This window comes from Paenibacillus sp. sgz302115 (genome assembly GCF_056120445.1).
In genome coordinates this window covers 1-26,582 of record NZ_JBVYOK010000035.1, presented here as the reverse complement: position 1 = coordinate 26,582, position 26,582 = coordinate 1, and the positions used below count along the sequence as shown (strand labels likewise).

At 51.9% G+C, this 26,582-nt stretch carries 24 protein-coding genes, 1 rRNA gene and 1 other RNA gene; 23 read left to right on the top strand and 3 right to left on the bottom strand.

From position 1 onward, the window contains the following. Positions 1 to 2 precede the first annotated feature (2 nt). The gene (locus AC0LWN_RS31105; protein WP_474672236.1) at positions 3 to 2,075 is read right to left on the bottom strand and encodes a transglycosylase domain-containing protein; all 2,073 of its coding nucleotides are present in this window, start codon (positions 2,073 to 2,075) and stop codon (positions 3 to 5) included. A gap of 207 nt (positions 2,076 to 2,282) precedes the next feature. Here AC0LWN_RS31105 and AC0LWN_RS31100 point away from each other — a divergent pair, with 207 nt between their 5' ends. From AC0LWN_RS31100 to AC0LWN_RS31090, 3 genes are all read left to right on the top strand, one after another. Beyond that, positions 2,283 to 3,464 (top strand): WD40/YVTN/BNR-like repeat-containing protein, encoded by a 1,182-nt coding sequence (locus AC0LWN_RS31100; RefSeq protein WP_474672234.1) that lies wholly within the window; start codon positions 2,283 to 2,285, stop codon positions 3,462 to 3,464. Between the two features lie 179 nt (positions 3,465 to 3,643). After that, complete coding sequence (locus tag AC0LWN_RS31095; protein WP_474672232.1) at positions 3,644 to 4,168, top strand: RNA polymerase sigma factor; 525 nt, start codon at positions 3,644 to 3,646, stop codon at positions 4,166 to 4,168. Beyond that, positions 4,144 to 5,856, top strand: a complete 1,713-nt coding sequence (locus AC0LWN_RS31090; protein WP_474672230.1) for a hypothetical protein — start codon at positions 4,144 to 4,146, stop codon at positions 5,854 to 5,856. The genes AC0LWN_RS31095 and AC0LWN_RS31090 overlap by 25 nt, the downstream gene beginning before the upstream one ends. Before the next feature lie 488 nt (positions 5,857 to 6,344). Here AC0LWN_RS31090 and AC0LWN_RS31085 read toward each other — a convergent pair whose 3' ends face one another. After that, entirely contained in the window at positions 6,345 to 6,755 is a 411-nt protein-coding gene (locus AC0LWN_RS31085) for a YjdF family protein (protein ID WP_474672228.1), read from the bottom strand. 297 nt (positions 6,756 to 7,052) lie between these two features. Between AC0LWN_RS31085 and AC0LWN_RS31080 the strand changes: the two genes are divergently transcribed. The 5 genes from AC0LWN_RS31080 (at position 7,053) to argS (ending at position 11,532) form a co-directional block, all read left to right on the top strand. Next, positions 7,053 to 7,910: a carbon-nitrogen hydrolase family protein gene (locus tag AC0LWN_RS31080; protein ID WP_458967777.1), complete on the top strand. Its 858-nt coding sequence runs from the start codon at positions 7,053 to 7,055 to the stop codon at positions 7,908 to 7,910. A 14-nt stretch (positions 7,911 to 7,924) separates the two neighbouring features. Further along, complete coding sequence (locus AC0LWN_RS31075) at positions 7,925 to 8,593, top strand: GNAT family N-acetyltransferase (RefSeq protein ID WP_474672226.1); 669 nt, start codon at positions 7,925 to 7,927, stop codon at positions 8,591 to 8,593. Positions 8,594 to 8,633: 40 nt separating this feature from the next. Beyond that, entirely contained in the window at positions 8,634 to 9,302 is a 669-nt protein-coding gene (locus tag AC0LWN_RS31070) for a GNAT family N-acetyltransferase (RefSeq protein WP_474672221.1), read from the top strand. Between the two features lie 104 nt (positions 9,303 to 9,406). Continuing rightward, positions 9,407 to 9,850: a YwiB family protein gene (locus tag AC0LWN_RS31065; protein WP_474672219.1), complete on the top strand. Its 444-nt coding sequence runs from the start codon at positions 9,407 to 9,409 to the stop codon at positions 9,848 to 9,850. Continuing rightward, entirely contained in the window at positions 9,847 to 11,532 is a 1,686-nt protein-coding gene (gene argS, locus AC0LWN_RS31060; protein WP_474672217.1) for an arginine--tRNA ligase, read from the top strand. The genes AC0LWN_RS31065 and argS overlap by 4 nt, the downstream gene beginning before the upstream one ends. A 137-nt stretch (positions 11,533 to 11,669) precedes the next feature. Here argS and AC0LWN_RS31055 read toward each other — a convergent pair whose 3' ends face one another. Next, complete coding sequence (locus AC0LWN_RS31055) at positions 11,670 to 12,833, bottom strand: S8 family peptidase (RefSeq protein WP_474672215.1); 1,164 nt, start codon at positions 12,831 to 12,833, stop codon at positions 11,670 to 11,672. Between the two features lie 457 nt (positions 12,834 to 13,290). Between AC0LWN_RS31055 and rpoE the strand changes: the two genes are divergently transcribed. The 15 genes from rpoE to AC0LWN_RS30980 form a co-directional block, all read left to right on the top strand. After that, positions 13,291 to 13,854 carry a DNA-directed RNA polymerase subunit delta gene (gene rpoE / locus AC0LWN_RS31050; protein ID WP_458967783.1) on the top strand — a complete coding sequence of 188 codons (564 nt, stop codon included), beginning with the start codon at positions 13,291 to 13,293 and terminating at the stop codon, positions 13,852 to 13,854. Between the two features lie 271 nt (positions 13,855 to 14,125). Next, on the top strand, positions 14,126 to 15,733 hold the full coding sequence (gene pyrG / locus AC0LWN_RS31045) for a CTP synthase (RefSeq protein ID WP_474672213.1): 1,608 nt from the start codon (positions 14,126 to 14,128) through the stop codon (positions 15,731 to 15,733). Positions 15,734 to 16,025: 292 nt separating this feature from the next. Beyond that, the gene (locus AC0LWN_RS31040; RefSeq protein ID WP_019914405.1) at positions 16,026 to 16,412 is read left to right on the top strand and encodes a response regulator; all 387 of its coding nucleotides are present in this window, start codon (positions 16,026 to 16,028) and stop codon (positions 16,410 to 16,412) included. A 206-nt stretch (positions 16,413 to 16,618) separates the two neighbouring features. Next, positions 16,619 to 17,473 carry a class II fructose-1,6-bisphosphate aldolase gene (fba, locus tag AC0LWN_RS31035; RefSeq protein ID WP_474672211.1) on the top strand — a complete coding sequence of 285 codons (855 nt, stop codon included), beginning with the start codon at positions 16,619 to 16,621 and terminating at the stop codon, positions 17,471 to 17,473. Positions 17,474 to 17,753: 280 nt separating this feature from the next. Then, the gene (murA, locus tag AC0LWN_RS31030; protein WP_474672209.1) at positions 17,754 to 19,013 is read left to right on the top strand and encodes a UDP-N-acetylglucosamine 1-carboxyvinyltransferase; all 1,260 of its coding nucleotides are present in this window, start codon (positions 17,754 to 17,756) and stop codon (positions 19,011 to 19,013) included. 163 nt (positions 19,014 to 19,176) lie between these two features. After that, positions 19,177 to 20,535 carry a transcription termination factor Rho gene (rho, locus tag AC0LWN_RS31025; RefSeq protein WP_458967788.1) on the top strand — a complete coding sequence of 453 codons (1,359 nt, stop codon included), beginning with the start codon at positions 19,177 to 19,179 and terminating at the stop codon, positions 20,533 to 20,535. Positions 20,536 to 20,560: 25 nt separating this feature from the next. Beyond that, entirely contained in the window at positions 20,561 to 21,838 is a 1,278-nt protein-coding gene (locus AC0LWN_RS31020; protein ID WP_474672207.1) for a radical SAM family protein, read from the top strand. Positions 21,839 to 21,955: 117 nt separating this feature from the next. Then, the gene (rpmE, locus tag AC0LWN_RS31015) at positions 21,956 to 22,153 is read left to right on the top strand and encodes a 50S ribosomal protein L31 (RefSeq protein ID WP_028531059.1); all 198 of its coding nucleotides are present in this window, start codon (positions 21,956 to 21,958) and stop codon (positions 22,151 to 22,153) included. A gap of 116 nt (positions 22,154 to 22,269) precedes the next feature. After that, positions 22,270 to 22,538, top strand: an RNA gene (gene ffs / locus AC0LWN_RS31010) — signal recognition particle sRNA large type. A gap of 135 nt (positions 22,539 to 22,673) precedes the next feature. Further along, positions 22,674 to 24,455 (top strand): DNA polymerase III subunit gamma/tau, encoded by a 1,782-nt coding sequence (dnaX, locus tag AC0LWN_RS31005; RefSeq protein WP_474672205.1) that lies wholly within the window; start codon positions 22,674 to 22,676, stop codon positions 24,453 to 24,455. A 49-nt stretch (positions 24,456 to 24,504) separates the two neighbouring features. Continuing rightward, the gene (locus tag AC0LWN_RS31000; RefSeq protein WP_458967791.1) at positions 24,505 to 24,816 is read left to right on the top strand and encodes a YbaB/EbfC family nucleoid-associated protein; all 312 of its coding nucleotides are present in this window, start codon (positions 24,505 to 24,507) and stop codon (positions 24,814 to 24,816) included. A 36-nt stretch (positions 24,817 to 24,852) separates the two neighbouring features. Continuing rightward, positions 24,853 to 25,452 (top strand): recombination mediator RecR, encoded by a 600-nt coding sequence (recR, locus tag AC0LWN_RS30995; protein WP_474672203.1) that lies wholly within the window; start codon positions 24,853 to 24,855, stop codon positions 25,450 to 25,452. Positions 25,453 to 25,641: 189 nt separating this feature from the next. Next, positions 25,642 to 25,899, top strand: a complete 258-nt coding sequence (locus tag AC0LWN_RS30990; protein ID WP_474672201.1) for a hypothetical protein — start codon at positions 25,642 to 25,644, stop codon at positions 25,897 to 25,899. Between the two features lie 32 nt (positions 25,900 to 25,931). Then, positions 25,932 to 26,198, top strand: coding sequence for a pro-sigmaK processing inhibitor BofA family protein (locus AC0LWN_RS30985; RefSeq protein WP_474672199.1), 267 nt, complete (start codon positions 25,932 to 25,934; stop codon positions 26,196 to 26,198). A 302-nt stretch (positions 26,199 to 26,500) separates the two neighbouring features. Next, positions 26,501 to 26,582, top strand: a 16S ribosomal RNA gene (locus AC0LWN_RS30980); the annotation flags it as partial.

The window sequence follows — 26,582 nt, the reverse complement described above, 5'->3', positions numbered from 1 at the left end:
GATCAGTTCAGCCACCAGCGTTTGATCTCGCTCCACAGAGAACGGTTCCCTTTGGAGGCAGCGGGTTCGCCGCCCGGGCCTTCCTTGGCAGGATCGGCAGAGCTGCCTGCACCGTGCTGGTCGCAATATTCCGTAGGCTCCGTTCCGCTAATAAAGGTTTCCAGCTCTTTGTCGGGACAAGCCGCTGTCGCCAGCTTCCCGGACTCCGGGTTGATATAGACGCTGACAACATCGTCAGGAATCGGGAAAATTTTCGGCGGAACGTTCTCCAGCGCTTTCTCCGTGAACTGGGCGAAGATGGGCGCCGCGCGGCGCCCGTCCGCCGTGGCGATATCGCGGCCCTTGTCATAGCCGACCCAGACCGCCGTTGACAGCTCAGGTGTGAACCCGACCATCCAGCCGTCGGTATCGGTAGTGCCGGTCTTGCCGGCCACCGGCCGCTTGATAATCGAAGCTACACGGTTGCCCGTTCCGCCGCTCTCAAAGACCCCTTCCATCAGCCGGGTCAGCACATAGGCCGCCGCCGGTTCTACAACCTTCTCCCCTTGCGCCTCAGGGGCTTCATACAGAAGCCGTCCATTGGCATCGGTGATTTTCAGGATGGCTGTAACCGGCTGCTTCTCGCCGCCGCCGCCAATGACGGCGAAGGCCGAGGCCATCTCCAGCGGGCTGACCGGGGAGGTGCCCAAGGCCAAAGAGGGCACACGCTGCAGCGGGCTGCCGATACCCATCTTGGCCGCCATCTCGGCGACCTTGTCCGCACCTATTTTCATAATCGTATTCACGGCATAAATATTGTCGGAGGCGGCAATCGCCTGCCGCATATTAATCTCCCCGAGATACTTATCACCGAAATTCCGGGGCTGATAGGTTTTGCGGTCGTTGTCATAATGGAACAGCGTCGGCTGGCTGTTGAAGACGGACAGTCCGGTCATATTCCGGGAGGACAGCGCCGTCAAGTACATAATGGGCTTGAAGGACGACCCCGGCTGGCGAGTGGTGGCCAGCGCATGGTTGAACTGGTTGTTGCGGTAGTTTTTGCCGCCCACCATTGCTTTGATATAGCCTGTGCGGGGATCAACCGAGACGAGAGCGGTCTCCAGCTCACTGCCGGGGTCCATTCCCTTGTTGACGGCATCCTCGGCTGCCTGCTGCATATCGGGGTCCAGGGTTGTATACACGTTCAGTCCGCCCTGGTCCAGCTCATCGCTGCTGATGTGCAGGGAATCAATAACCAGACTGCGCACATAATCGCGGAAATAGGGCGCGGTAACGTTGGTGTTCTTTTCCCCCTGGGGTTTGAAGCTCAGGTTCTCCACTAGGGCAGCGTTCGACTGTGCAGACGTAATATCGCCCATTTCCGTCATTGCCGCCAGAATGATCTTCTGCCGTTTCTTGGCATTGTCCATATGGGTGTAAGGGGAATAATAGGTTGGCCCCTTGGGGATTCCGGCAAGCATGGCGCTCTCGGCCAGATCCAAATCCGCAGCCTTTTTGCCGAAATACATTTGGGAAGCAGCTTCTATGCCATAGGCTCCATGACCGTAATAAATTTCATTTAGATACATATTCAGAATCTCGTCCTTGCTGTATTTCATTTCAAGCTGCATTGTATAGAGAGCTTCCTTGGCCTTGCGCGTCCATGTCTTCTCATGGGTCAGATAGAGATTCCGCGCAAGCTGCTGGGTTAAGGTGCTGGCCCCCTGGGTGCGGTCTCCCGCCTCCAGATTGGCTAGTACGGCCCGGCCCATGCCCTTCAGATCGAAGCCCGAATGTTCATAGAATTTGCGGTCCTCCACTGCCAGTGTAGCTTGTATAAGCAGCGGCGAAATTTGATTAAGGGTTACGGGAGTGCGGCTGCGTCCGTCTGTAGTGAAGGTGGTCAGCACATTCCCTCTGGAATCGAGCAGCTTGGAGCGGATGGCATCGGCGATTGGGGGGAGATCTTTCTGGTATAAGTAGCCGAGCAGCGCCCCTGCCGCCAGCACAGCAAGCAGCCCCATAACAGCCAGCAGCCGGAACAGCCGGCGGAGGCGGCGTTTAGGTTTTGGAGGTTTAACAGAATCGCGCGGCATGGCATCAGGCTCCCTTTCGTTTCAATTGTCCATTCTCATTATGGGGAAGGAAAAGGGCAGATATTCATATCAGGTGTATACGCTGGCAAACGGTAACCAAATTGTCTTCTTTTTGTGACCTTATCCGGGTAGATAGAAGTGCAGATGGGGCAGTATAACAGAGTAGTGTCTATAGGAAAGGGTATATATAATCCAGGAGGTGTCATCATGAATTGGACAAAAAAATTGCATCATCGGACGTTAACGCTCCTGTCAGCCGGACTTTTGGCTGTTTCCGCCTGGGGAGTTGCAGCACTGCCTGCCCAAGCAGCGGCGAAGGCAGCACCGGCCTGCGGCACCGGTGATCATGGATTGCTGCAGAAGCTTCAAGCGCAGCATTCCGCAACTGAGTCAGCACCGCTTGGTTTTTCTGACATTCAGTTTCTAAATGCCGATATAGGCCGTGCCGCCGGCAATGGATTTATGATCGGAACCTCGGATGGCGGCTGCCATTTTCAAGAGATCTATCAAGGGCCGTGGAACTTCAAGCAGATTGATTTTCCTGATAACGTAAAGGGCTGGGCACTGGCTTCTGCGCAGGACACAGGCGCAGCCTATCTTATTGCCACCACAGACGGCGGCTCAACCTGGAAGCGGCTGCCGGGTACGGTGCCGGCTTTAGAACGGATTGATTTTAAGGATAGTAAGCAAGGCTTCGGCTATAACGGGACCTCCACTTACTACACCAAGGATGGCGGGCTTAGCTGGAGCCAAATCCCCACTCCGAAGAATACACGCGGGGCCGAGTTCACCAGCCGCAGCAGCGGCTGGGCGGTTGTGGTTGCACCGGGAGCCGGATACCGGGTCATGAAAACCACAGACGGAGGAGCCACATGGCAGCTTTCGTTGAAATCCTCCTTTGCTGAACCTGAGAGTGGACGGATATATGCGAGCGGCGATCAAGTGTATGCCCTGCTGTACGGGGGAACAGGGATGTCGCAGACCTCCTATTCGCTCTATGCCAGCAGCAATAAAGGCAGAAGCTGGAGCCGCGTCATCGCCCAGGATACCGCAGGCGGAGGTCGTGCACCGGGCAGTGGACCAGCGCAGTTCAAGAGCGGCCCAGCTTCCGGCAAACCGGGCAATATGGTACTGATCGGAAGCAAATCTGCCTTTCTGGCAGGGTTCTCTCCGGCAGCAGAAAAGGTAGCGGTTGGCCGCTCCTATAACGCCGGTAAGCAGTGGACGAACCTCCCATCCATTCCGGGGTATGACAACATCATCTCCTTTACGAGTGTCAAAGAAGGCTGGATGGCAGTTAGAGGTCAGAACACCTCCTCCCTATATGCTACGGAGGATGGAGGCTCGACCTGGAAGCTGAAATTTGCTTTTAAGGGAACGGAGCAATAGGCGGCAAAATTTTTGATTGAATTTTCTTTAGGCAGAAGCGGCTCCATTCAGAGGAGCCGCTTTTTTGCGTTGGTTCCTCCTCTTGAAAATAAAAAGGCGAACCTAGAACCTGTATAGAAAGTCTTATTTACATCCGCCACGTATGGAGGGGTGGGCCACGTTTCTTGAGAGGTGAGGGTATGGAGGATAAAGAGCTATTTGAGACCTATAAAGAGAGTGTTTATAAAGTCTGCCGCTACCTGCTGCACAATGTGTCCGATGCGGAGGATGTCTGCCAGGAGGTTTTTGTTAAGGCGCTGCTTGCCGACCGGTCTGAGGTGAAGAACATGAAGGCCTGGCTTATGCGGATTGCCGTTAATGAGAGCAACTCACTGCTTAGCAGGAGGGCAAGAGGCCGGGAGAAGGAGCGGAGTCTTTTTCTGAGTGAGCGGGCGGTGCTACAGAATCCTGTAGAGATTGCGGCAGAACAGCATGAGCTGTCCCGGCAGTTCGATATCTTGTTCAGCCGTCTTCCCTTGAAAATAAGGCAGGTCATGACACTCCGGTACTCAGGGGACTTGTCCATCAAAGAGACAGCGGCTGTGCTGGGAATACCGGAGGGAACCGTCAAATCCAGAATTAACCGGGGCTTGCGGATGCTCAGAAGAAGTCAATGGATGAAGAAAGGGGGCTACCTGCCATGGGAGCAGACAATGAAGATGTAGTTTCACAGTGCCTGGAAAAGCTGCCGGAGCGCTCACCCGACTATGCTGCAATGTGGCTGCGGATTCAGGAGGAGGCTGCGGGCCGGAAATCAGGATGGATCAAAGGGAGGTCCGGTAATGGTGAAGGTCTTTCTGAAGCGCAGCCGAAGCGTACCAAAGCTCAGCGGCTGCTGCTGGCGAGTGCGGCTGCTATTTGTCTTGTGTTCATACCGGCCCTGATTCTGTTTACTGTGGAAAATAGTTCTGGACACCCGCCAGCGCAGGTAGGCCAGACCATCAATAAAAAAACAGATTTGAACGGTGTAACACTTACGCTGGACAATGTAGCGGCAGTGCCGGAGTATGCTGGCGGCGAATCCTTAATGCGCCTGTTTGTTTCCCTGGAACTGAATGGCGGATCGAAATATGACCAAGTTGAATTTGCTGAAGAAAGCTTAACGGACAGATCCACGAGGGAGACGAAGGAATTGCCGGGAGGCGGCTTTAAGCAAGGTGAGCAGGGCGGTGTATTGTCGAAAATGTATGATATCAACGGAATCGGAGTACCGAAGACTGCCGGCAGCTACCGTCTTTCAGTCAAAGACCTGCGGCTCTCTAAGCAGAAGGATATTGTCCTGAAGGGGGCTTTACAAGGGGAGCTCAGCTCTTCACGAACATTTGGACAGTCAGGTATTATCAACCCTAACTCGGTAAAGCGGGCCTTTGGACAGTCAGATATAATCTCCCTTCATTCCGTAAAGCGTAAAGATAATAAACTGACCGTTCAATACACTTTGGCTATGAAAGCAAAAGCCCAGAAGGCTTCAAAAGGGCTGTTGCTTAGAGTGGGAAATACGGAGGTATTGGCCGGAAATCGTTCAGTGGATAAACAGGGGCTGTATACGGACATCATCAATTTAAACGGGTTTTCTGAAGCGCAGATCCAGAGAGGCGAATTATATTATTCATATATGGACACGGTTAAGACTGTTGCCGGGGAATGGGCAATTGATTTTTCTGTCGATTTCACACAAGCGACCGAGCCTTCCAGTCTGCATGCGCTGACGCCGGATCAGAAACTGCGTACCCTAAGTGGGATTTCGCTTCAGGAGCTGTCATTATCCCCGCTGCAGGTTGGAATCTCTTACGGCAGAGAGCAGGCGCTTAACATAGAAGACCCGCAGGGCAAGGTTTTTTGGTATAACGATGTGAAGCTGAAGGCAGGGGATAAGATGATTGCCGGGCAGCAGATCGAACAGGCTGAAGGCAACGGCGGAGACTTTTGGTTTTTGTCGCAAAATACCGATTGGAGTGGCCGGGACCTGACGTTATATCTGTCCGGCGCAGTGAGGGTGGAGCGCAACCTGATCTCGAACTGGTCAAGGCTGCCTAATCCGGCGAAGGAGAAGCAGCGGCTTGCCCTTAAGCTGAGTAACGGCTATGAGATAGAATACACGTATTTTCAGGAAGGGGACGATTTGTATATTCAAACAAAAGCCCCTCAAACCATCCGTATTATGTATGGAACAGTGTTAAAGGTAAATGGGCAGCTTGTCCATCCTGATCCCGGCGACTCCTGGTTCTCAGCGGATTACAATCGCCGGACGGATCATTATACAGGAATACCGGCAAAGGCTGAGATTAAAATTAACCCGGGCTCTTACGGAGTTACCGATCCTTCCGGAGATGTAACCATAAGAATTAAGTAATATTTGCTTTTAAGGGAACAGATTTAGAACGGAGAGAGAGGGATTCGTCATATCCATCCTCCTGTTCCTTGCGGACCGTAAGGCCCTTATTTTCCCGAAAGGGGTACATTTAGCCGAGCTAACGGACAGTAACGCGCTTATCGCCTCTTCGGCAGGTATATTTAGGGTGAATGTCCACCCATAAAGGCTCTGAAGTCCGTTAACTTGCGGAAAAATGACTTCCAGTAGAAATAAGAGCGGCTCAGTCCGTTACAAACGGGCTGACTCTTCCGATGATCAGAAGATGATTCTGTTCGCGGGGCCTGATACGCCTGCAGCGTGATCTCTACTCTATTTGGCGGAGCATCGTTTGAATTCCAACATTTAGAGTCTGACGAGCTACAGCGGCCCACAAGAAAGGCACTTTAAAAAAAGTGCCTCCTGTGGGTCTTTTGTATTTCTTAACTAGTGTAATGGAATAGGAGCGGATATGGTTGACCTGGCGCTAATTACCGTCCGCGATGCTTGTCCTTCGCCTTCTGCCGGGCGATTTCCCGCTTCTTCAGGGCAAGCTCCTCCCGGGCGGCTTTGCTCCGCCGGGCCGATTCTGCCCCGCGTTTTTCCTGCTCCAGCTTGATAGCCTGCTGGCTGAACGTGCTGCTGCCTGAGCCGCGCGATTCTTTAGCCGCTGCCCGCGCTCTGCGCTTGGGATTACGGATTATCGTGGCCGCCTTGCCTGTGGCGACGCCACAGCTTAATCCTTCGACGACCTCCAGCAGCCGGAACCGGACAAAATCCAAAATCTCCTCCTGTGACGGTTCGCTTCCAAATACATAGCGCCCGGCTTTAACTACACCATCTTCCGTTAGTTCAACAATTCCCACCCAGAAAGGCTCTTCGAAAAATACCGTTAACTTCACCGGTATTCCCCCTCTCAATATTAATTAAGAAACGAGGGACATCCCGAGGGGGAAGGCTACTGACACGGAAAACTCAAGAGAACGCGTGGCCTCATTCGCACCGCCGCTGAACATCTTCTCCGTGCGTCCGGACTACCGACCGGAGCTGTGTTTTTACGTTTCCTCATTATTTTACCTTAAAATTCCCCGGAGCGGGATAGGGCAGTTCCTCCATGTGTGAATTTGTGGTCCGTTATGGTAAAATTTTAGGTACTTTACTAAAAGCACGCCTATATCCCGCTTAGGAGGACTGCTGAAATGGCCTTTCGTGTATCCGCAGTACAATATCATTTGCATACCATCTCCTCCTTCGGGGAGTTTGCTGCCCAGTGCGAGCATTATATAAAAACTGCCGAGGAGTTCGGTGCCGATTTTATCCTCTTTCCTGAATTTTTGACGACACAGCTCATGTCTATTGGCGATGAACAGGGCAAAGCGCTCAGCATCGAAGACCTGCCGCAGTTTACAGACCGTTACCGCGAGATGTTCTCCGGCTTTGCCAAGAAATATGCCGTGCATATTATCGGCGGGACCCATGTGCTGCGCAGAAACGATAAGCTGTATAATGTGGCGCATCTGTTCTATCCGGATGGCAGGATCGCCGAGCAGGCCAAGCTGCACATTACACCGGCTGAAGTGGAAGGCTGGAACATGGGCGCGGGAGAGGGGCTGGAGGTGTTCCAGACGGACAAAGGGACCATCGCCATGCTGACCTGCTATGATATCGAGTTTCCTGAGATTGTGCGCATGGCCCGGGCCAAGGGGGCGGATGTGATTTTTTGCCCTTCGTGTACGGATGACCGCCACGGCTTCCACCGCGTAAGATACACAAGCCATGCCCGTGCCATTGAAAATCAAATCTACGTTGTGCTGACAGGAACCGTAGGCTCGCTGCCAACCGTCGATCTGATGCGGGCCAACTTCGGGCAGGCGGCAATCATTACACCCAATGATATTCCGTTTCCGCCGCAGGGACTGCTGGCCGTGGGCGAGATCAACGATGATATGATTATTACCGCCGATCTCGATCTGGAGCTGCTGTACCGTGTCCGCGAACGCGGGTCGGTAACCACATGGCGGGACCGCAGAACGGATCTGTATACCGATTGGACGTAAGGAGGCCGAAGGTCATGTATTACAAGACATTCTATGCTTTTGACGGAAAAATTCCGGTCCCTGCGGTCATCCGCGGCTATACGGAGGCTGACTTTGCTGAACTGATTACGATTCAGTCTGAGGCATTTCCGCCCCCATACCCTGCTGAATTGTGGTGGAACCGGGAGCAACTAGAGAATCATGTGGCGCTTTTTCCGGAAGGCGCATTATGTGTGGAAGTGAACGGGGAGCTGGCCGGGTCAGTAACTGGGCTGAAGATCCATTTTGACCCTGAGGCTCCAGCTTCTCATCATACCTGGTCTGAGGTTACGGCGGACGGATATCTCACGACACACCAGCCGGACGGGAACACGCTGTATATTGCCGATTTGTGCGTCCGTCCTAAGCACCGCAAGCTGGGGCTAGGCAAGGAGCTGGTGCAGTCGCTCTACCACGCTGTGGTGGAGCAGAAGCTGGAACGGCTGCTGGGGGCGGGCCGAATGCCTGGTTATCACCTTCAGGCCTCCCATATGACGGCGGAAGAATACCTGGCTGGCGTGACCGCCGGCAAATGGTCCGATCCTGTGATTACCTTCCTGCTGCGCTGCGGACGGACGCCGCTTGGGGTAGTGGCCGATTATCTGGAAGACGAGGAGTCGGGCGATTACGCCGCGCTGATGGAGTGGCGGAATCCTTTTCTATAAATAAAGAAGACAATTTCGGAACCGGAGGAGATCCTTGATTATGGAATATAGAAGAATTACGAGCGTCGCTGATCCATTGTTCAGACAAGTACATAACCTGCTGTCGGAGGTATTTCCCCCGGAGGAAGTGCTCGAATTCAGTCTGTGGAAGGAGCCGCTGGAAGATCCGGGCATCCGTGTATTTGCCGCTGTGCATGAAGGCGCTGTTGTGGGCACCACGGAATACCGTTATTATGCCGACTGGAATGTGGCGATGACCGACTTCACCATAATTGGCCGGGAGGGGCTTGGTGTAGGCCGCTTCCTGGCGCAGAGCCGCCTTAAAGACCTGCGGAAGCTCGCAGCCGAGAGCGGTAAGGAGCTGTATGGCATGTTCGCTGAAATTTATGATCCATACCGGGTAGAGTACGCTTTTGGAGGCATCAAGCCGATGGACCCGTTTGTCCGCCGCGAGGTGCTGTCGCATCTGGGCTACAAGCGTCTTGATTTTCCTTATGTTCATCCTTCATGGCAAGGGGACGGAGAGGCGGTATCCGGTCTTGATCTGTGTTTTATGCCCGGGGATGAGGAATTGGAGCAGGTGGATGCGGCTCTGGTTGCCGATTTTCTGACCCGCTATTACACCGTGCTGGCGGACAAGCCGGAGGCCTGGACGTCTATGGTAGAGCAGCTGCGGAGCAAGGATACGGTTAAGCTGCTGCCGCTATAACTTGATAACTATTGAATTGCTCTGCCGATCTGGATATAGTGTACAATGGGAAAGCGAATATGCCGCTTAGTTAAATAGAAGCAAGAATAAGCGAGGAACGGTTGATGACTGAAGATCAGCAAGGCAAATACGGTGTTTTCATAACCCTGGAAAGCGTGCAGGGCGGGGAACGAAATATAGTACAAGCTGCAGGAGAGGTCATAGCCAAAGGGAATCTGCTGTATATCCGTTATGAAGAGATCGAGCGGGGGCCAAAGGGCGAGGATGTTTCTGTCCGCACCACCCTGAAGCTTTCGGACAGCGGGCTGAAGCTGATGCGTCACGGCGGCATTCAGTCGGAGCAGGCTTTTGAGCGGGGACAACGTCTGCCGGGATTCTACCGTTCTCCTTATACACAGTTTAATCTCTCTACAGACACCCGGAAGCTGGATATTAAGCGTGATGGAAGGTCGCTTACGGTTTCTTGGGAATATGATCTCTACGTATACGAGGAGCTATCGGGTCAGTTCGCTATAAGTTTGCATATACAGGAGGAAACACAATTATGACACAAAGTCAAAATCCGCTTCAGCTAGCCAACGAACGGGTGAAGGAAGCGATTGCGGGTGCTATATTGGCCGCAGGCCTGGTCACCAGAGAGGAGCTTCCGGCCATCGCACTGGAAGTGCCGAAAGACAAAGCCCATGGCGACCTGGCGACCAATGCTGCGATGCAGCTCACCAAGATTGTGGGGCGCAATCCACGGCAAATTGCCGAGGCGATTATTGAGCATTTGGATACCAAAAGCGCTTCTATCGAGAAAGCGGAGATCGCCGGACCGGGCTTCATCAACTTTACCTTGTCCAAGAGCTATCTTTATCCGGTGATTGCCCTTGTAGCCGAACAGGGAGAAAACTACGGCCGCATCAGTGCAGGCCAGGGCAAGAAAGTCGAGATGGAATTTGTGAGCGCCAATCCTACCGGCAGTCTGCATCTGGGTCATGCCCGCGGAGCTGCTGTTGGCGATGCGCTCTGCAACGTGCTGGATTTTGCCGGCTACGAAGTGACCCGCGAGTATTACATCAATGATGCCGGGAACCAGGTAGCGAATCTGTGCAAATCTATTGAAGCCCGCTACCTTCAGGAGCTGGGCCAGGATGCAGAAATGCCGGAGGACGGTTACCATGGCGAAGATATCAAGGGTTTTGCCAAAGAGCTTGTGGCTGAAAAAGGCGACTCTCTGCTGTCCATGACTCCGGGCGACCGCGCCGCTTTCTTCCGTACCTACGGCCTCGCCAAAGAGCTGGACAAAATCAAACGCGACCTTACCCGGTTCCGCGTCAATTTCGATATCTGGTTCAGCGAGACCTCGCTGTATGAGAGCGGAGAAGTGCTGCGTTCACTGGATGGTCTGCGCGACCGCGGCGAAGTGTACGAGCAGGATGGGGCAACCTGGCTGCAGACGACCAAATACGGCGATGACAAGGACCGCGTGCTGATTAAGAACGACGGCACTTACACTTACCTGACCCCGGACATCGCTTATCACAACGACAAGTACAGCCGGGGCTACGATACAATGATCAACATTTGGGGAGCCGATCACCACGGCTATATCCCCCGGATGAAAGCAGCCATGTCGGCGCTTGGCAATGACCCCGAGAAGCTTGTCGTGCTGATCGCCCAGATGGTCAGCCTCTTCCAGAACGGCGAGAAAGTCAAAATGTCCAAGCGCACGGGTAAAGCGGTAACGATGGAAGACCTGATGGATGAGGTTGGCATTGACGCCATCCGTTATTTCTTCACGATGCGCAGCATGGATTCGCATCTGGATTTCGACATGGATCTTGCCGTTTCGACTTCTAATGAGAACCCTGTGTTCTATGTTCAATATGCTCATGCGCGGATCTGCAGCATTTTCCGCCAGGCAGAGGAGCAGGGAATCTCCTTGCCGGATGCCGCCCAGATTGATTATTCCAAGCTGACGGCCGCCCATGAATACGAGCTTCTGCGTAAAATCGGTGAATTGCCGGCAGAAATCGCGGTTGCCGCCGAGAGCTATGCGCCGCACCGCCTGATCCGCTATGTGTACGATCTGGCTTCGCTGTTCCACAGCTATTACAAAGCGGAGCGCGTCATCACCGAGGATGCCGCTCAGACCGTAGCCCGCCTCGCCCTGCTGGGCGCGGCGCGGACCACAATCGCCAACGTGCTGCGCCTCGTTGGCGTTACCGCGCCGGACCGGATGTAACACGGTCCGGCTTCAGCGCAAAAGCACCGCCCCCATGTACCCGGGGGGCGGTGCTTTTGCTTTTTTGCAAGCGGCGCAGCCCCGCTTGCAGCATTTCCCGGCCCCCCGCAGCGCCGGGGGCCGGGGCAGTCCCGCCGCTATCCCTTCGCGGCGGTCCTGCGCCTTGCGCCTGCGCGCAGCAGGCGCAGGGCATCGGCTGCGCCGCCGCCTAAGGCTGCGCGGCGCTGGCCCTTGCGCAGCCGCACCGGCGAGGCTGTGCGGCGCAGGAGCAGCTTCAGCTCCCGGGGCGAGAGGCCCGGTCGCAGCGCGAGCAGCAGTGCAGCGGCTCCCGTGACATGGGAGGTCGCCATGGAGGTGCCGCTCATCTCCTTGTAGCCCTCTCTCAGCCAGCAGGAGGTCACTCCTTCACCGGGTCCGTATACATCAATGTACGGACCGCGGTTGCTGAAGGCCGCTACGCGGTGTCTTTTATCAAGAGCGCCGACGGCGATCGTTTCAGGGTAGCGGGCGGGGTAATCGCCGCCGCGTTTGCCGTCGTTTCCAGAGGAGGCGATGATGGCGATCCCGGACCGGTAGGCCTTGATCACCACATCATGAAGCGCTTTGCTTCTTGTTTTCATCCCGAAGCTCATATTGATGATATCGACCTTGTTCTGCACACACCAGTCGATGCCAAGCACAATATCCGACACATAGGCGGAGCCGCTGTGGTCAAAAGCCTTCACCGGATACAGCAGCGCCCGGGGGGCTACGCCCATCATTCCCCGTGTGCCGCCCGCCGCCGCCAGCGTGCCGGCAATATGGGTGCCGTGTCCGTTGTCATCAAGCGGCAGCATGCCGCGGTGCAGCAGGTTAACACCTGTTGCCAGCGAATGCTTGAGATCGGGGTGGCGGTAATCGGCTCCCGTATCAATAACGCCGATCTTTACCTGCACCCCGGTGGATCTGGACCAGGCCTGTGGAGCATGAATCGCTTTCACGCCCCATGGGAGCATGGCTGAGCCGCTTTTTTCAGCGGCAAGAGAGTGGACCTGTATCCGGTGGTCTTCCTCTACACATAGCGCGTCGGCAAATTTATCAAGCAGTTTCGCTGCTCCGGCAGCGGGCACAAAAAATGCACGGATCAGCGGAGAAATCCGTACCTGCGCAAGCCCGGGAGTTTTTGCCTTCAGCGACTTCCACTGCGACAGTGCTCCGGCATACTGGCGCGGATCATTGAAGGTAACGATGCGCCGTTCAGCATTTTTGGGGGCAGCCGATATCTCATCAAGCAGCATCTGCCAAAATCCGTAGTAATTCATAGGTTATGCCGTCCCCTCCTCGGTGCCGTGCTGCCATATTGTATGAACGGAGGCGGGCTTCCGAATGGGAACTTGCCCTTTTTTAGCGAAATGGGCTGCCCATCGTGTCAAAAGGCGGGACTTTACATAAAATAAATCGAAGAGAGGTTAAGCTCTCTTTGCAACATCCCGTAAGGAGCCGATCCTTGGCGTGGGTACAGTCATGCGCGGAGGGATTTCCTCCGCCTTTGTATTGCAGAATTCAATTTTATGCTGGAACTGTCGATTACATAATTCAACTGGCAACCGTTTTCCTTTCCTGGAAGCTTTTCTTTTGGACAAAGGGTGGACAAGCAGATGCCTGTACGGGAACCTGGAGGCGGCTTCTTCCGGCAGCCCTGCCGCATTTGACTTGCAATTTGCTGCCAAATAGGTTTTACTTAGTTTTGTTAATATGCGTGAGAGGAAGTGTCCTTTAGTGAGTACGCCACTCAATTTAAAGCTGGACCCTGAGAAAGTTAAAGAAATGCCGATGGTGGACCTGGCTTTCCTGGTGCTCAAAGCGGCCAATACACCTTATTATTACCGTGACCTGATGGTCGAAGTGGCCAAGCTGCGCGGTATGACAGACGAACAAACCAACGATACTATTGCCCAGCTATATACCGAGATCAACATTGACGGGCGTTTTGCCTGTGTCGGAACCAATCTGTGGGGACTCAAACGCTGGTATCCTCTGGAACGCTCCGATGACCCCGTCGGCAACTCCAAACGTCCGCGTATCATCAATGACGAGGATGACGATTTGGAAGACGACGATTTCACCGAGGAAGAAGACAACTACGCTGCGGAAGAAGAGGATTTCGACGCCATCGACGAAGACCGCGACGATCTCTATTCCGACGACGACAGCGAAGACGAAGTTGACGAAGATGTTGTGATTGATGAAGATGACATCGACGAAGACGATGTGGAAGACGAGGATTCCGAAGACAGCGATTCTGAGGATATGGATGATGAGGACGAAGACGACAAATATTAGAAGAGCGTGCTCAGGCATAATTCCTCCCTTGACATGGGTGGGACCGTCAGAGTAAACTATTGCATGGGCTTCTGATGGAAGTTAATATTTTTTCTAAAATAAAAAGTGCCCCGGCTCTACGGGTGTCACTTTTTTGTTTTTTTAAATGGTTTTTTCCCGGATAGAGTGGAAAAGTAACTTTTGGGTTCCCTGTTTTGATAATGGAAAAAAGGGTTACGATAAACAGCAAGCGTCGCCTGAATTTCTGGACTTTATTTAGGAGGGTTTTACAGTGACAAAGTATATTTTTGTAACGGGTGGTGTTGTGTCTTCCCTGGGCAAAGGCATTACCGCCGCTTCTCTGGGCAGGCTGCTCAAGAACAGAGGTTTGAAGGTAACGATCCAGAAATTCGATCCCTATATTAACGTAGACCCTGGAACCATGAGTCCTTACCAGCATGGCGAAGTGTTTGTAACCGACGATGGCGCGGAAACGGACCTGGACCTTGGGCACTATGAACGGTTTATTGATATCAATCTTTCGAAGAACAGCAACGTGACAACCGGTAAGATTTATTCCTCCGTCATCAGCAAGGAGCGGCGCGGGGAGTACCTGGGCGGTACGGTTCAGGTCATTCCGCATATCACGAACGAGATCAAGGAACGCGTATTCCGCGCAGGCCGCGAGACAGGCTCTGACGTGGTAATTACCGAAATCGGCGGTACCGTGGGCGATATCGAGAGCCTGCCGTTTCTGGAAGCGATCCGTCAGATCAAAAGCGATATCGGCCGTGAAAATGTGATGTACATCCACGTAACCCTGATTCCTTACATCAAGGCTGCGGGAGAAGTGAAGACAAAACCGACACAGCATAGCGTAAAAGAGCTGCGCAGCATCGGAATTCAGCCGAATGTCATTGTCTGCCGCACAGAATATCCGCTTTCTGAAGATATGAAGGGCAAAATTGCCTTGTTCTGCGATATCGACGCAAATGCAGTAGTGGAATGCCGCGATGCTTCGACGCTCTATGAGGTTCCTCTTAACCTGCGCGATGAAGGCTTGGATGAGATCGTAGTTAACCATTTGAAGCTGACTACCCCTGCACCGGATATGCGTGAATGGGAGAGCATGCTGGCGCGGATTCAGAAGCTGGAACGCACCGTTGAGATTGCCATTGTCGGCAAATATGTAGCGCTGCATGACGCTTATTTGAGCGTAGTGGAATCACTTTCGCATGCCGGCTTCGCAGCTAACGCGGAAGTCAAAATCCGCTGGGTGGACGCTGAGCTGGTGACTGACGAGAATGTGGACGAGCTGCTGGGCGGAATTGGCGGCATTCTGGTTCCAGGCGGCTTCGGCGACCGGGGAATCGAAGGTAAAATCTCTGCCATCCGCTATGCCCGTGAACAATCCATTCCTTTCTTCGGCATTTGCCTGGGGATGCAGGTTTCCGTAATCGAATATGGCCGCTCCATTCTGGGACTGGCCGGTGCGAACAGCTCCGAGATTGACCCATCTACACCGTATCCGCTGATCGACCTGCTGCCGGAGCAGAAGGATATCGAGGATATGGGCGGAACGATGCGCCTGGGCCTATACCCATGCAAGCTTCTTCCTGAATCACTGGCGATGTCCTGCTATGACGATGAATTGGTATACGAACGCCACCGTCACCGGTATGAGTTCAACAATGCCTACCGTGATGAGATTGAAAAAGCGGGTCTCGTGATCTCCGGAACCTCCCCGGATGGCCGTTTGGTGGAAATTGTCGAACTTCCGGGCCACCCTTGGTTCCTTTCGGTACAGTTCCATCCGGAATTTACCTCCCGTCCGAACCGTCCGCAGCCGCTTTTCCGTGAATTTGTCAAAGCTTCGTTGACTCATTCCGAACAACTGTAAAATACAGATAATTCAGGCCCTACAGGCCTTTGAGAGCCTCCGCCAGGAGGCTTTCTTTATAGAAATATAACTATACCTGCCAGCACGAAGCTTCAGCCCTCAAATCCCCTGTTCTCATCAGCCTGATTGCGGTCCATTATATGACATAGTTTTACGCATTTTAACCAATTAGCAGGATTTTGACTGTAAAGCACGAATAATAGGTTTCGTATAGACTATGCTGTCAAGGGGTCGTTAGCTGTGACGAGTGCGCGGAATGGACAATCTGCTTTAAATTCTGGGAGGGTATGGTATGGAAAAGAAAAAAGTATTAATAGTCGATGATCAGAACGGTATCCGGATTCTCCTCATGGAAGTATTCAATAGTGAAGGGTATGCCACATTTCAAGCAGCTAACGGAAAATTGGCCTTAGACATTGTCCGCAGCGAGTCGCCCGACTTGGTCTTACTCGACATGAAGATTCCGGGAATGGACGGACTTGAAATCTTGAAGCATTTGAAGGATATCAACCCGGCGATCAAGGTTATTATGATGACAGCTTATGGAGAGCTGGATATGATTAAAGAAGCGACAAAGCTGGGGGCGTTAATGCATTTCACCAAGCCTTTTGATATTGATGAGATGCGGGTAGCGGTTAATATGCATCTTAATAGTAAGTCGATTGAAGAGTGCAGTTGACCCGGGAACCGGCAGTTTGAGTATGTCCTGTTATGGATACTCTAAAGAGGAAGAATTTGCTTTAGGCATGGGCTGGGTGAATATCGTCCCACCGGGACATTTTTTTGTTTGTCCTATTTAGTATTTGACACAGGATGTGCTATAATAGGCCTGTATGTGATGTCGGCTTTTATAGGCAACCCAACATTCTTAGGAGGATTGAAACCATGCCATTAGTATCTATGACAGACATGTTAAACAAAGCACTTGAAGGAAAATACGCTGTTGGTCAGTACAACATCAACAACCTGGAGTGGACTCAAGCGATTCTTGGTGCAGCAGAAGAAGAGAAATCACCGGTAATCCTTGGCGTATCCGAAGGTGCAGCTCGTCACATGGGCGGCTTCTACACTGTTGTTAAGATGGTTGAAGGCCTTGTTCATGACATGAAGATCACTGTTCCTGTTGCCATTCACCTGGACCACGGTTCCAGCTTTGAGAAATGTAAAGAAGCTATTGACGCCGGATTCACATCCGTAATGATCGACGGCTCCCACCACCCTATCGACGAGAACATCGAAATGACTAAAAAAGTCGTTGAGTATGCTCACGCTAAAGGCGTTTCGGTAGAAGCTGAAGTAGGTACTGTCGGCGGACAAGAAGACGACGTTATCGGCGGCATCCAATATGCTGACCTGCACGAATGCGTACGCATCGTCAAAGAAGCAGGCATCGACACTTTGGCTCCTGCTCTTGGTTCCGTACATGGTCCTTACCATGGCGAGCCTAACCTCGGATTCAAAGAAATGGAAGAAATCCGCGATGCAGTTAAGCTTCCGCTGGTTCTTCATGGCGGTACAGGTATTCCTGAACATGACATCAAGAAATCCATCTCCCTGGGTACTTCCAAAATCAACGTGAACACCGAGAACCAAATTGCATTTGCTAAGGTTGTTCGTGAAGTTCTCGCTGCTAAACCGGATGCTTACGATCCTCGTACATTCATCGCACCAGGCCGTGAAGCCATCAAACAAACCGTTATCGGTAAAATCCGCGAGTTCGGTTCCAACAACAAAGCCTAATTTATTCATGCCGTGAGCGGACAGGCATCTTTATGCTGCCTATGAATATAAGTATTTGAACTGAATATCTAAGATGAGGAGAGCACACCGCCTAGCCGGTGTCTTTCCATAATATAAGGAGTCAAGTGCTGCATTAGCCAGCCGGCCCTTATATTTGTTGCAGAAACGGGTGCCGTCCTTGATGCAAGGACGGCGCAACCGTTTCTACTTGTCATACTTAAGCCACAGCAGGTATTGCCTGGGCAAGCTGCAATACACGTAGGGGGAACCAGATAAATTTATGGAAAAATTAATGATTGGCGGTGGACGTCCATTAGAGGGCGTTGTAACCATCAGCGGTGCGAAGAATAGCGCAATTGCGCTTATTCCTGCGGCGATTTTGGCCGAATCTGAAGTTGTTCTGGATAACTTGCCAGCCCTTAGTGATGTAGCTGTTTACTCCGAAATTCTTGAAGAGCTTGGTGCTACTGTCTCCTGGACAGGCAACCAAATGAGAATTAATCCCTCCCGTATCGTATCCATCCCAATGCCTAACGGACCGGTCAAGAAACTCCGGGCCTCCTATTATTTGATGGGGGCGCTTCTTGGAAGATTTAAGGAAGCGACAATTGGTCTTCCTGGCGGCTGCAACTTTGAGCCGCGTCCGATTGACCAGCATATTAAAGGCTTTGAGGCACTGGGTGCGACTGTGACCAATGATCATGGCTCTATTCACTTATACGCCAAAGAACTGCGCGGTGCGAAAATTTACCTGGACGTTTCGAGCGTGGGGGCCACCATTAACATTATGCTGGCGGCTTCACGGGCTAAAGGCTCAACAATTATTGAAAACGCGGCTAAAGAGCCTGAGATTATAGATGTAGCTACCCTATTGAACTCTATGGGCGCTGTTATTAAAGGCGCCGGTACCGAAACTATCCGGATCGAAGGCGTTGCGGAAATGCACGGCTGCCGCCACTCCATTATTCCTGACCGGATTCAAGCTGGAACTTACATGATTGCAGCAGCGGCTACGCGCGGCAATGTGTTGATAGATAATGTTATTCCGAAGCATTTGGAGGCGCTGACCGCCAAGCTGCTGGAGATGGGCGTGGGCATTGAGGAGCTGGATGAGAGCATCCGGGTCATCGGCAGAGCCAAATACCAGCATGCGGATGTTAAAGCATTGATTTACCCCGGTTTTGCCACCGATTTGCAATCTCCGATGACAAGTCTGCTCACTCAGGCAGAAGGTGTTAGCGTACTCAGTGATTTTGTATACAGTAACCGGTTTAAGCATGTACCGGAGCTTGTTCGCATGGGAGCCAAAATCCGTGTCGAAGGACGTTCAGCTATTATCGAAGGCAGCAAGCTTAATGCCGCAAAGGTAAAGGCTTCTGATCTGCGCGCCGGCGCGGCGCTTGTTATTGCCGGGCTGACGGTAGAGGAAGGGATTACCGAAGTTACGGGTGTGGAGTATATAGACCGCGGTTATGACAATCTGGTCACCAACCTGCGTAACCTGGGAGCCGAAGTATGGCGTGAGAACGAAATAGAATAGAATGGAATTATCCGCTGGACTGGAGGGGGATTTCTGCCCGGGAATTGCATATCCCCTTCCAGTTTGGGTAATGATATCCTTATAGGCGGATTTAATAGATTCCTATTTTCCCGGATGACATGATAGATGAACTCATTATAAAAATTGAATAGGTGGTTATTACATGGATCTTCAAATTTCCGATTTGGAAGAAATGAAGCTGACCGATTTGTATAAACTGGCTAAGAAATACCAGATTCCATACTACGGGACGCTCAAGAAACGGGAGCTGATCTTTGCAATTCTTCGGGCACAGGCAGAGCAGAGCGGTCTTATGTTTATGGAAGGCGTACTCGAAATTCTGCCGGAAGGCTATGGCTTCCTAAGGCCGATCAACTACTTGCCCAGTGCAGAGGATATTTATATCTCGGCTTCACAGATTCGTAAGTTTGATCTCAGAAGCGGAGATCTTGTATCCGGCAAATGCCGGACACCCAAAGAAAACGAACGTTACTTCGGATTGCTTCAAGTCAACGCCGTCAACGGCGAGAATCCTGCCAGTGCAGCGGAGCGTCTGCATTTTCCGGCGCTAACACCTCTTTATCCGCAAGATAAGCTGCCGCTTGAAACATCCCCTACCCATTTATCTACCCGAATAATGGATTTGCTTGCTCCTGTTGGTCTGGGGCAGCGCGGTTTGATTGTAGCACCTCCCAAAGCAGGGAAAACGCTCCTCTTAAAAGAAATTGCCAACAGTATTTCCACTAACAATCCTGATATTTCCCTATTCGTACTGCTGATCGACGAGCGTCCCGAGGAAGTAACCGATATGCAGCGTTCTGTGAAAGGTGAGGTAGTGGCATCCACATTTGATGAGCTTCCCGAGAATCACATCAAAGTTGCCGAGCTGGTGCTGCAACGCGCCTTGCGTTTAGTCGAGCATAAAAAGGATGTCGTGATACTGCTTGACAGCATTACCCGTCTGGCCCGTGCCTATAACCTCGTCGTTCCACCGTCCGGACGAACACTCAGCGGGGGGATTGATCCGGCGGCATTCCACCGTCCTAAGCGGTTTTTCGGTTCTGCGCGGAATGTGGAAGAGGGCGGAAGCTTGACCATACTTGCGACAGCGCTTATTGATACCGGTTCACGTATGGATGACATTATTTATGAAGAATTTAAAGGTACAGGCAACATGGAGCTTCACCTCGACCGCAAGCTGGCGGAACGGCGCATTTTCCCGGCCATTGATATCCGCCGCTCAGGCACACGCCGCGAAGAGGTGCTGCTGAGCAAGGAAGAGCTGGATACCATTTGGGCGATCCGCAAAAATATGAACGAGTCCTACGACTTTGTGGAGGGCTTCCTCAAAAAGCTGCGTGATTCCAAGACAAATGCCGAATTCCTGGCATCCTTTGATGTTGCAGGGAACAAAGAAGCCTCATCTCCGAGCAGTACGGCCAGTAATGGGGGAACCTCTAACAGCGGTTCATCCGCGCGCCGGACAACGCGGCCGAAGACGCCCTCTGTTCCTACAACCTGAGAAAAGATAACAAGAGGAGACTAACATGTATTTGGTATATGCCGATGAGCAAGGAAATGTATATGATCATCCCGAGCTGCACGGGCTGGCCCGCAGCGGAGATATGATTGTTGAGATACTGGAGGAAGAATTAATTCCGCTGCCCGAGGGCGCTACCTTAGTCGGTCTGCCGAACACGCGGGCAGTGGGCATGAACCCTGAGACGGGTGAAATGCTGTCATTGCCGGAAGGGTCCCAGGCAGTGGGGGCATTGCTGCCGCAGGGCTTTACCCGTCTATGTCTTCCCGGGTATGTCAAGACAGACAAGTCGTATAAGCTCCCGCTCTTTGGCTATTCCGCAGTAGTGTGGAAAGATGGCGGCTTTTACGTGGCTGCTGATCTTACCGATGATCCAGAGCAGTGGAACCCTTTGAATTGTGACCGGGAGAAGGTAAAAACGGGTGTCGGTAACCTGACCGCCAAGTACCCGGAGAACCGTCTGTATGACCATCTCTCCAACTGTGCGCTTGGCTATGAATGCCTGACCTCTTCCAATACCTTTTTAGGCCGCTGGGAGGGAGCTGTTCCCGTATCCTATTCCTGTAATGCCGGCTGCTTTGGCTGCATTTCCGAACAGCCTGATGACAGCGGCTTTGTATCTCCACAGACGCGGATGAACTTCCGCCCTACAGTGAATGAAATTTCTCAAGTGATGCTGGAGCACCTCAAGACACCGCAGTCCATAGTAAGCTTCGGCCAAGGCTGCGAAGGCGAGCCATCCACCCAGGCCAAGCTGATCATTGAGTCCATTCGTGAAGTCCGTTCCATCACAGATATGGGGTATATCAATATCAATACGAACGCTGGCCTGAGTGATCATATTCGGGGAATCGTTGACGCCGGCCTGGATTTAATGCGGGTGAGCACGATCAGTGCACTGGATGAGCACTACAACGCTTACTACAAACCGCGCGGCTACACGCTGGCTAATGTGGAGAAGTCTCTGAAGTATGCCGCCTCACAAGGAGTGTACACCTCAATCAACTATTTGATCTTCCCGGGAGTAACAGATCGTGAGGAAGAGATTGAGGCAATGGTGGAATTCGTCAGACGTACGGATTTGAAGCTGATTCAGATGCGCAACCTCAATATTGATCCGGAGAGCTATCTGGAATTGATTCCCCCGGCTCAAGGGGAGATTCTGGGGATGAAGACGATGCTTGAGATCTTCCGCGAAGAACTTCCGAACGTTGTTATAGGCTCCTACACGCATGTTCCGCCTGCAGACCTGGCCCGTGCCAAGCAGCGGCGCGTACACATGTAGCAGAATAAATAGAATCCAAACATATTGCGGAATCCATCTTTTCGTGCTAGAATACCGTTGTGTATTTTAATAACTCTAGGTCCGCATGAGGCTTAGGGCATGAGAGGTGAAATTCAAATGCAAGAAGCAATTCAACCAAAGTACCATCTGACTAAGGTGACCTGCGCATGTGGCAATTCCTTCGAAACTGGCTCCGTTAAACCAGAGCTGAAAGTCGAAATTTGCTCCAGTTGCCATCCGTTCTACACTGGCAAGCAGAAATTCCTGGATGCCGGCGGACGTGTTGATAAATTCAAGAAGAAATATGGTATCTAATCATTTTGCCGCTTAGCGGTTTAAGGATTACATTGGCTCCTGGATGCAATATCCGGGAGCTTCTCCTTTATCTGGAGCCTTGATTTTTGTCCAGCCGTAAGCTATACTTATCTTCGCCGCGCTAGACGGGGAGGTAGCGGTGCCCTGTAACTCGCAATCCGCTGTAGCGAGGTTGAATTCCTGTTAGAGGTGCTGTCGATGTGAGGCCTTGGTCCCTACGGGCTGTGTTGACGGTTGGGTCCTCCGCAATGAGTGCTTATGAACCTGGTCAGGTCCGGAAGGAAGCAGCCATAAGTAAGTCTACTCTTGTGCCGGAGGGTGGCCTAGCCCGAGCAGTGTTGTAGGGTTGCCGCTTGGATCGCAGCCATCAATAACAGGTGCGCGGTTTACATATTGCCGAAGAATAGCATCTTTGCCACAAGCGAAGATGCTTTTTGTTTTTGGTCAAAGTCTGGTGAATATAGTATAATAAGTTAGCGACAAATGCCGAAAGCGGCAGCTTAAGAGAGGGTAATGCATAGTGGAACATATCGCGCTGTACCGTGCTTGGCGGCCGCAGTCGTTTCATGACATGGTAGGGCAACAGCACATTATTCAAACGCTGCAGAATGCGATTCGTGAACAGCGGGTTTCGCATGCCTACCTGTTCAGCGGCCCTCGGGGAACCGGCAAGACAACCGCTGCCAAAGTGCTCGCCAAAGCGGTCAATTGCGAGCGGGGTGCGGGGCCGGAGCCATGTAATGAATGTCCCTCCTGCTTGCGGATCACTGCAGGCAACATAATGGATGTACAGGAGATTGATGCGGCGTCTAACCGGGGTGTTGAAGAGATTCGGGACCTGCGGGATAAGGTGAAATATGCACCTACCGAAGTGCGCCGTAAAGTGTATATTATTGATGAAGTGCATATGCTGACAACAGAAGCGTTTAATGCGCTGCTGAAGACGCTTGAAGAGCCGCCTCCCCATGTGATGTTCATCCTGGCGACGACTGAACCCCATAAGTTGCCGGCGACGATTATATCCCGCTGTCAACGTTTTGATTTCCGCAGGGTTTCGCTGGAAGAGCAGACGGCCCGCCTAACCGAGATTTGTGAGAAGGAAGGAATTGCAGCAGACGCGGATGCGCTGCAGTACATTGCCCGTCTGTCCGATGGCGGAATGCGCGATGCGCTCAGCATACTGGACCAGATATCGTCCTTTACAGATGGTAATGTAACTTATCAGCAGGTGTTGGGGATGACCGGGGGAATTCCCTCCGAGCAGTTCGCGCGCCTGGCTACTGCTATTCTGGAAGGGGATATGGGACTGCTTCTGGAGCTTGTCGAGCAGCTTATGCATGAAGGCAAGAGTGCGGATAAATGTCTGGAGAACCTGCTGTACTATTTCCGGGATCTACTGATGATCAAAATGGTGCCGGGAGCGGATCATTTAACGGATCGTGTTTTAAACCCGGCAGATTTCCGCAATATGGCGGCTGCATTTTCCAGGGATCGGTTGTTTACGATTGTTGAGACGCTGACGCGCTATCTGGGTGAGATGAAATATGCCACTCATCCGCAGACCTTGTTTGAAGTGGCATTGATGAAGCTGTGCAGCCTGCAGCAGGAAGGGGCCTCTCTTCAGGAGGCTGCGCCTAATTTTGCAGCAACTGCTTCCAGTCACTCCGGCGGCCAGCCTCAGACTGCAAATCCCGGTGAGCTGGAGCTTCTCAAACGGCAGATTGCCGCTTTGGAGAAGAAGCTGGAACAGGCCTTACAGTCCGGGGCGGTTTCTGGTGGAGGACGTGATCAGGGAGCTGCGAAGAAGCAAGCGGCCGCACAGAGCCAGGCTCCGCGGGTATCCTCTCACTCCAAGCTCCCTCCGCAACTGGATAAATTTATCGCTGGCAAAGACAGTGCCGATTTTGCCGATGTGTATAAGCAGTGGAGCCTTGTCCTGCAGGGAGTGAAGGAGGAGAAGGTAACGGTTCATGCGTGGTTTGTAGATGGTGAGCCAGTCTCCGTTATGGAGGATGCAATACTGGTTGCTTTTAAGAACACGATCCATCGCGACACAACCGAGAAGCCGGCTAATAGACAGGTTATTGAGAATGTGTTTGCTGCCCGCCTGGGCAAGCCTTACCGTCTGGTAACGATGATGCAGCGTGACTGGAATGAGGCAGCTGTGAAGTCTGTTGCACAGACCGGTACAGAGGAGCTGCGGCTGGAGCATGAGCATGAAACTGCAGATTCACAGACTGAACCATGGATTGACGAGGCGATCCAGCTCTTTGGGGAAGACCTTGTTGTCATAAAAGAGTAGTATTTTAGCCTATCAGCGCCAAGTGCGCATCCAAAAGGAGAGACGATGTATGAATAATATGAACCAAATGATGAAGCAGGTTAAAAAAATGCAGGAACAAATGCTTAAGGCTCAAGAAGAGCTGGGCAGCAAAACTATTGAAGGCTCATCTGGCGGCGGTGTGGTTACCGTTCAAGTCAACGGCCACAAGAAAGTACTCGCCATCCAGATTAAGCCTGAGGCTGTTGATCCTGAGGATATCGAAATGCTGCAGGATCTTGTGCTGACTGCTGTAAATGATGCCCTTACCCAAGCTGAAGAGCTGGCTAATAATGACATGGGTAAATTCACCGGCGGAATGAAGATTCCTGGTTTGTTCTAAGCCGTACTTTATCCAGTCCAAAGGAGAACTATCACCTTGTATTATCCAGAACCGCTAGCCAAGCTGATCGAAGCTTTTACGCGTTTGCCCGGAATCGGACCGAAGTCGGCCGCCCGGCTGGCTTTTCATGCATTGAACATGAAAGAGGACGAGGTAATTGATTTTGCCAAAGCGTTGGTCAGCGTTAAGCGCAATCTTCATTATTGCTCGGTATGCTGTAATATCACCGACACAGATCCATGCCGCATCTGCCAGGACAAAACCCGCGATGCTTCCGTAATCTGCGTAGTCCAGGAATCCAAAGATCTTGTGGCTATTGAGCGGACCAAGGAGTTCGACGGCTATTATCATGTTCTGCAGGGGGCAATCTCACCGATGGAGGGGATCGGCCCGGATGACATCCGTCTGAAGGAGCTGCTGACCCGTCTGAGCGATGAGCGGGTGAAGGAGCTTATTATGGCGACCAACCCCAATATTGAAGGTGAGGCCACGGCTATGTACATCTCACGTCTTGTCCGCCCCTTTGAGATCAAAATCACCAGGATAGCCCACGGTCTGCCTGTAGGCGGCGATCTTGAGTATGCGGATGAGGTCACCTTGTCCAAGGCTCTTGAAGGCCGTCGTGAGCTGTTCTAAGCAGCGCTGACGTTATATTTGAATGCAGGAAGCCCGCTAGGGCTTCTTTTTTTATCTCTTGCATGAATCGGGCATTCAATTTTATCCGCCGTTTTTAGTTCTAAGTTTGTCCCCATTTCGATATGAATGAGAATACATAAGGGTGAATTGCTGGATGACGCCCTGAAGTTATTCTTAGGAGGAATGGGCATGGCTTGGTGGAGAGCGTTGAAGAAAAAGGCTGGCGGAGAAGAGGATTACAGCTTGGGACAGGAAGAGAAGTGGAACGTGTTTCTTGAGGTTCGCAAGGCGCAATCAGAGTGGGAAAGGGCGCACCTGATGTTCAATGAGGCACTGGGTCAGGATCAGATTGATTATGCGATATATATTTTGGAGGCTGCAGAGCGTAAATATCAGATCCATCTGAAGCACGCCAAAAGTCTGGGGCTCAACCGCAGTCAACTCTAAGTTTAGAAGGCCAAAAACAAAGGAGGAGCATCATGCTAAGAACGGCGGCTTTTGCTGTATTGGTGATATCGGGCATTTTACTGATTATGATCGTTATTAGAAAAAAGTTGGGCTGGGCTTGGCTCAGTCTGTTTGGCACTCATCTACTTCTGGCGGCGCTTGGCATTTATGTAGTGAATTTTTCCGGGCTAATCACGGAGATTTACATTCCTCTGAATCCTGCGACTATAGGCGCTGTAACGGTTCTTGGTCTTCCGGGAGTGCTTATGCTTATAGGTTTGAAAATAACTTTGTTTTAGAGGTTGACGCGGGTTCTTGATTTATGATACATTAAGTCTCGGCCCTTTGGACAAGATATTCTTTGATAGCTTGCCAATAAGCAAAGCGAAAAATTAAATCAAAAAAACGCTTGACTGAAATAAGGGCGCTGTGATATATTATAAAGGTCGCTGCTGACAAGCAACGATGAAGAAAAACGAGAACTTGATCTTTGAAAACTGAACATCGAGTGAGTGGGATTTCACGAAAGTGAAGTCCAAAAATGAGAATGCAAATTCTCGTCAGATGTTTCAAAATGAGCGAATCGCTCTTTTCAATAACCTTATTGGAGAGTTTGATCCTGGCTCAGGACGAACGCTGGCGGCGTGCCTAATACATGCAAGTCGAGCGGAGCTTATCCTTCG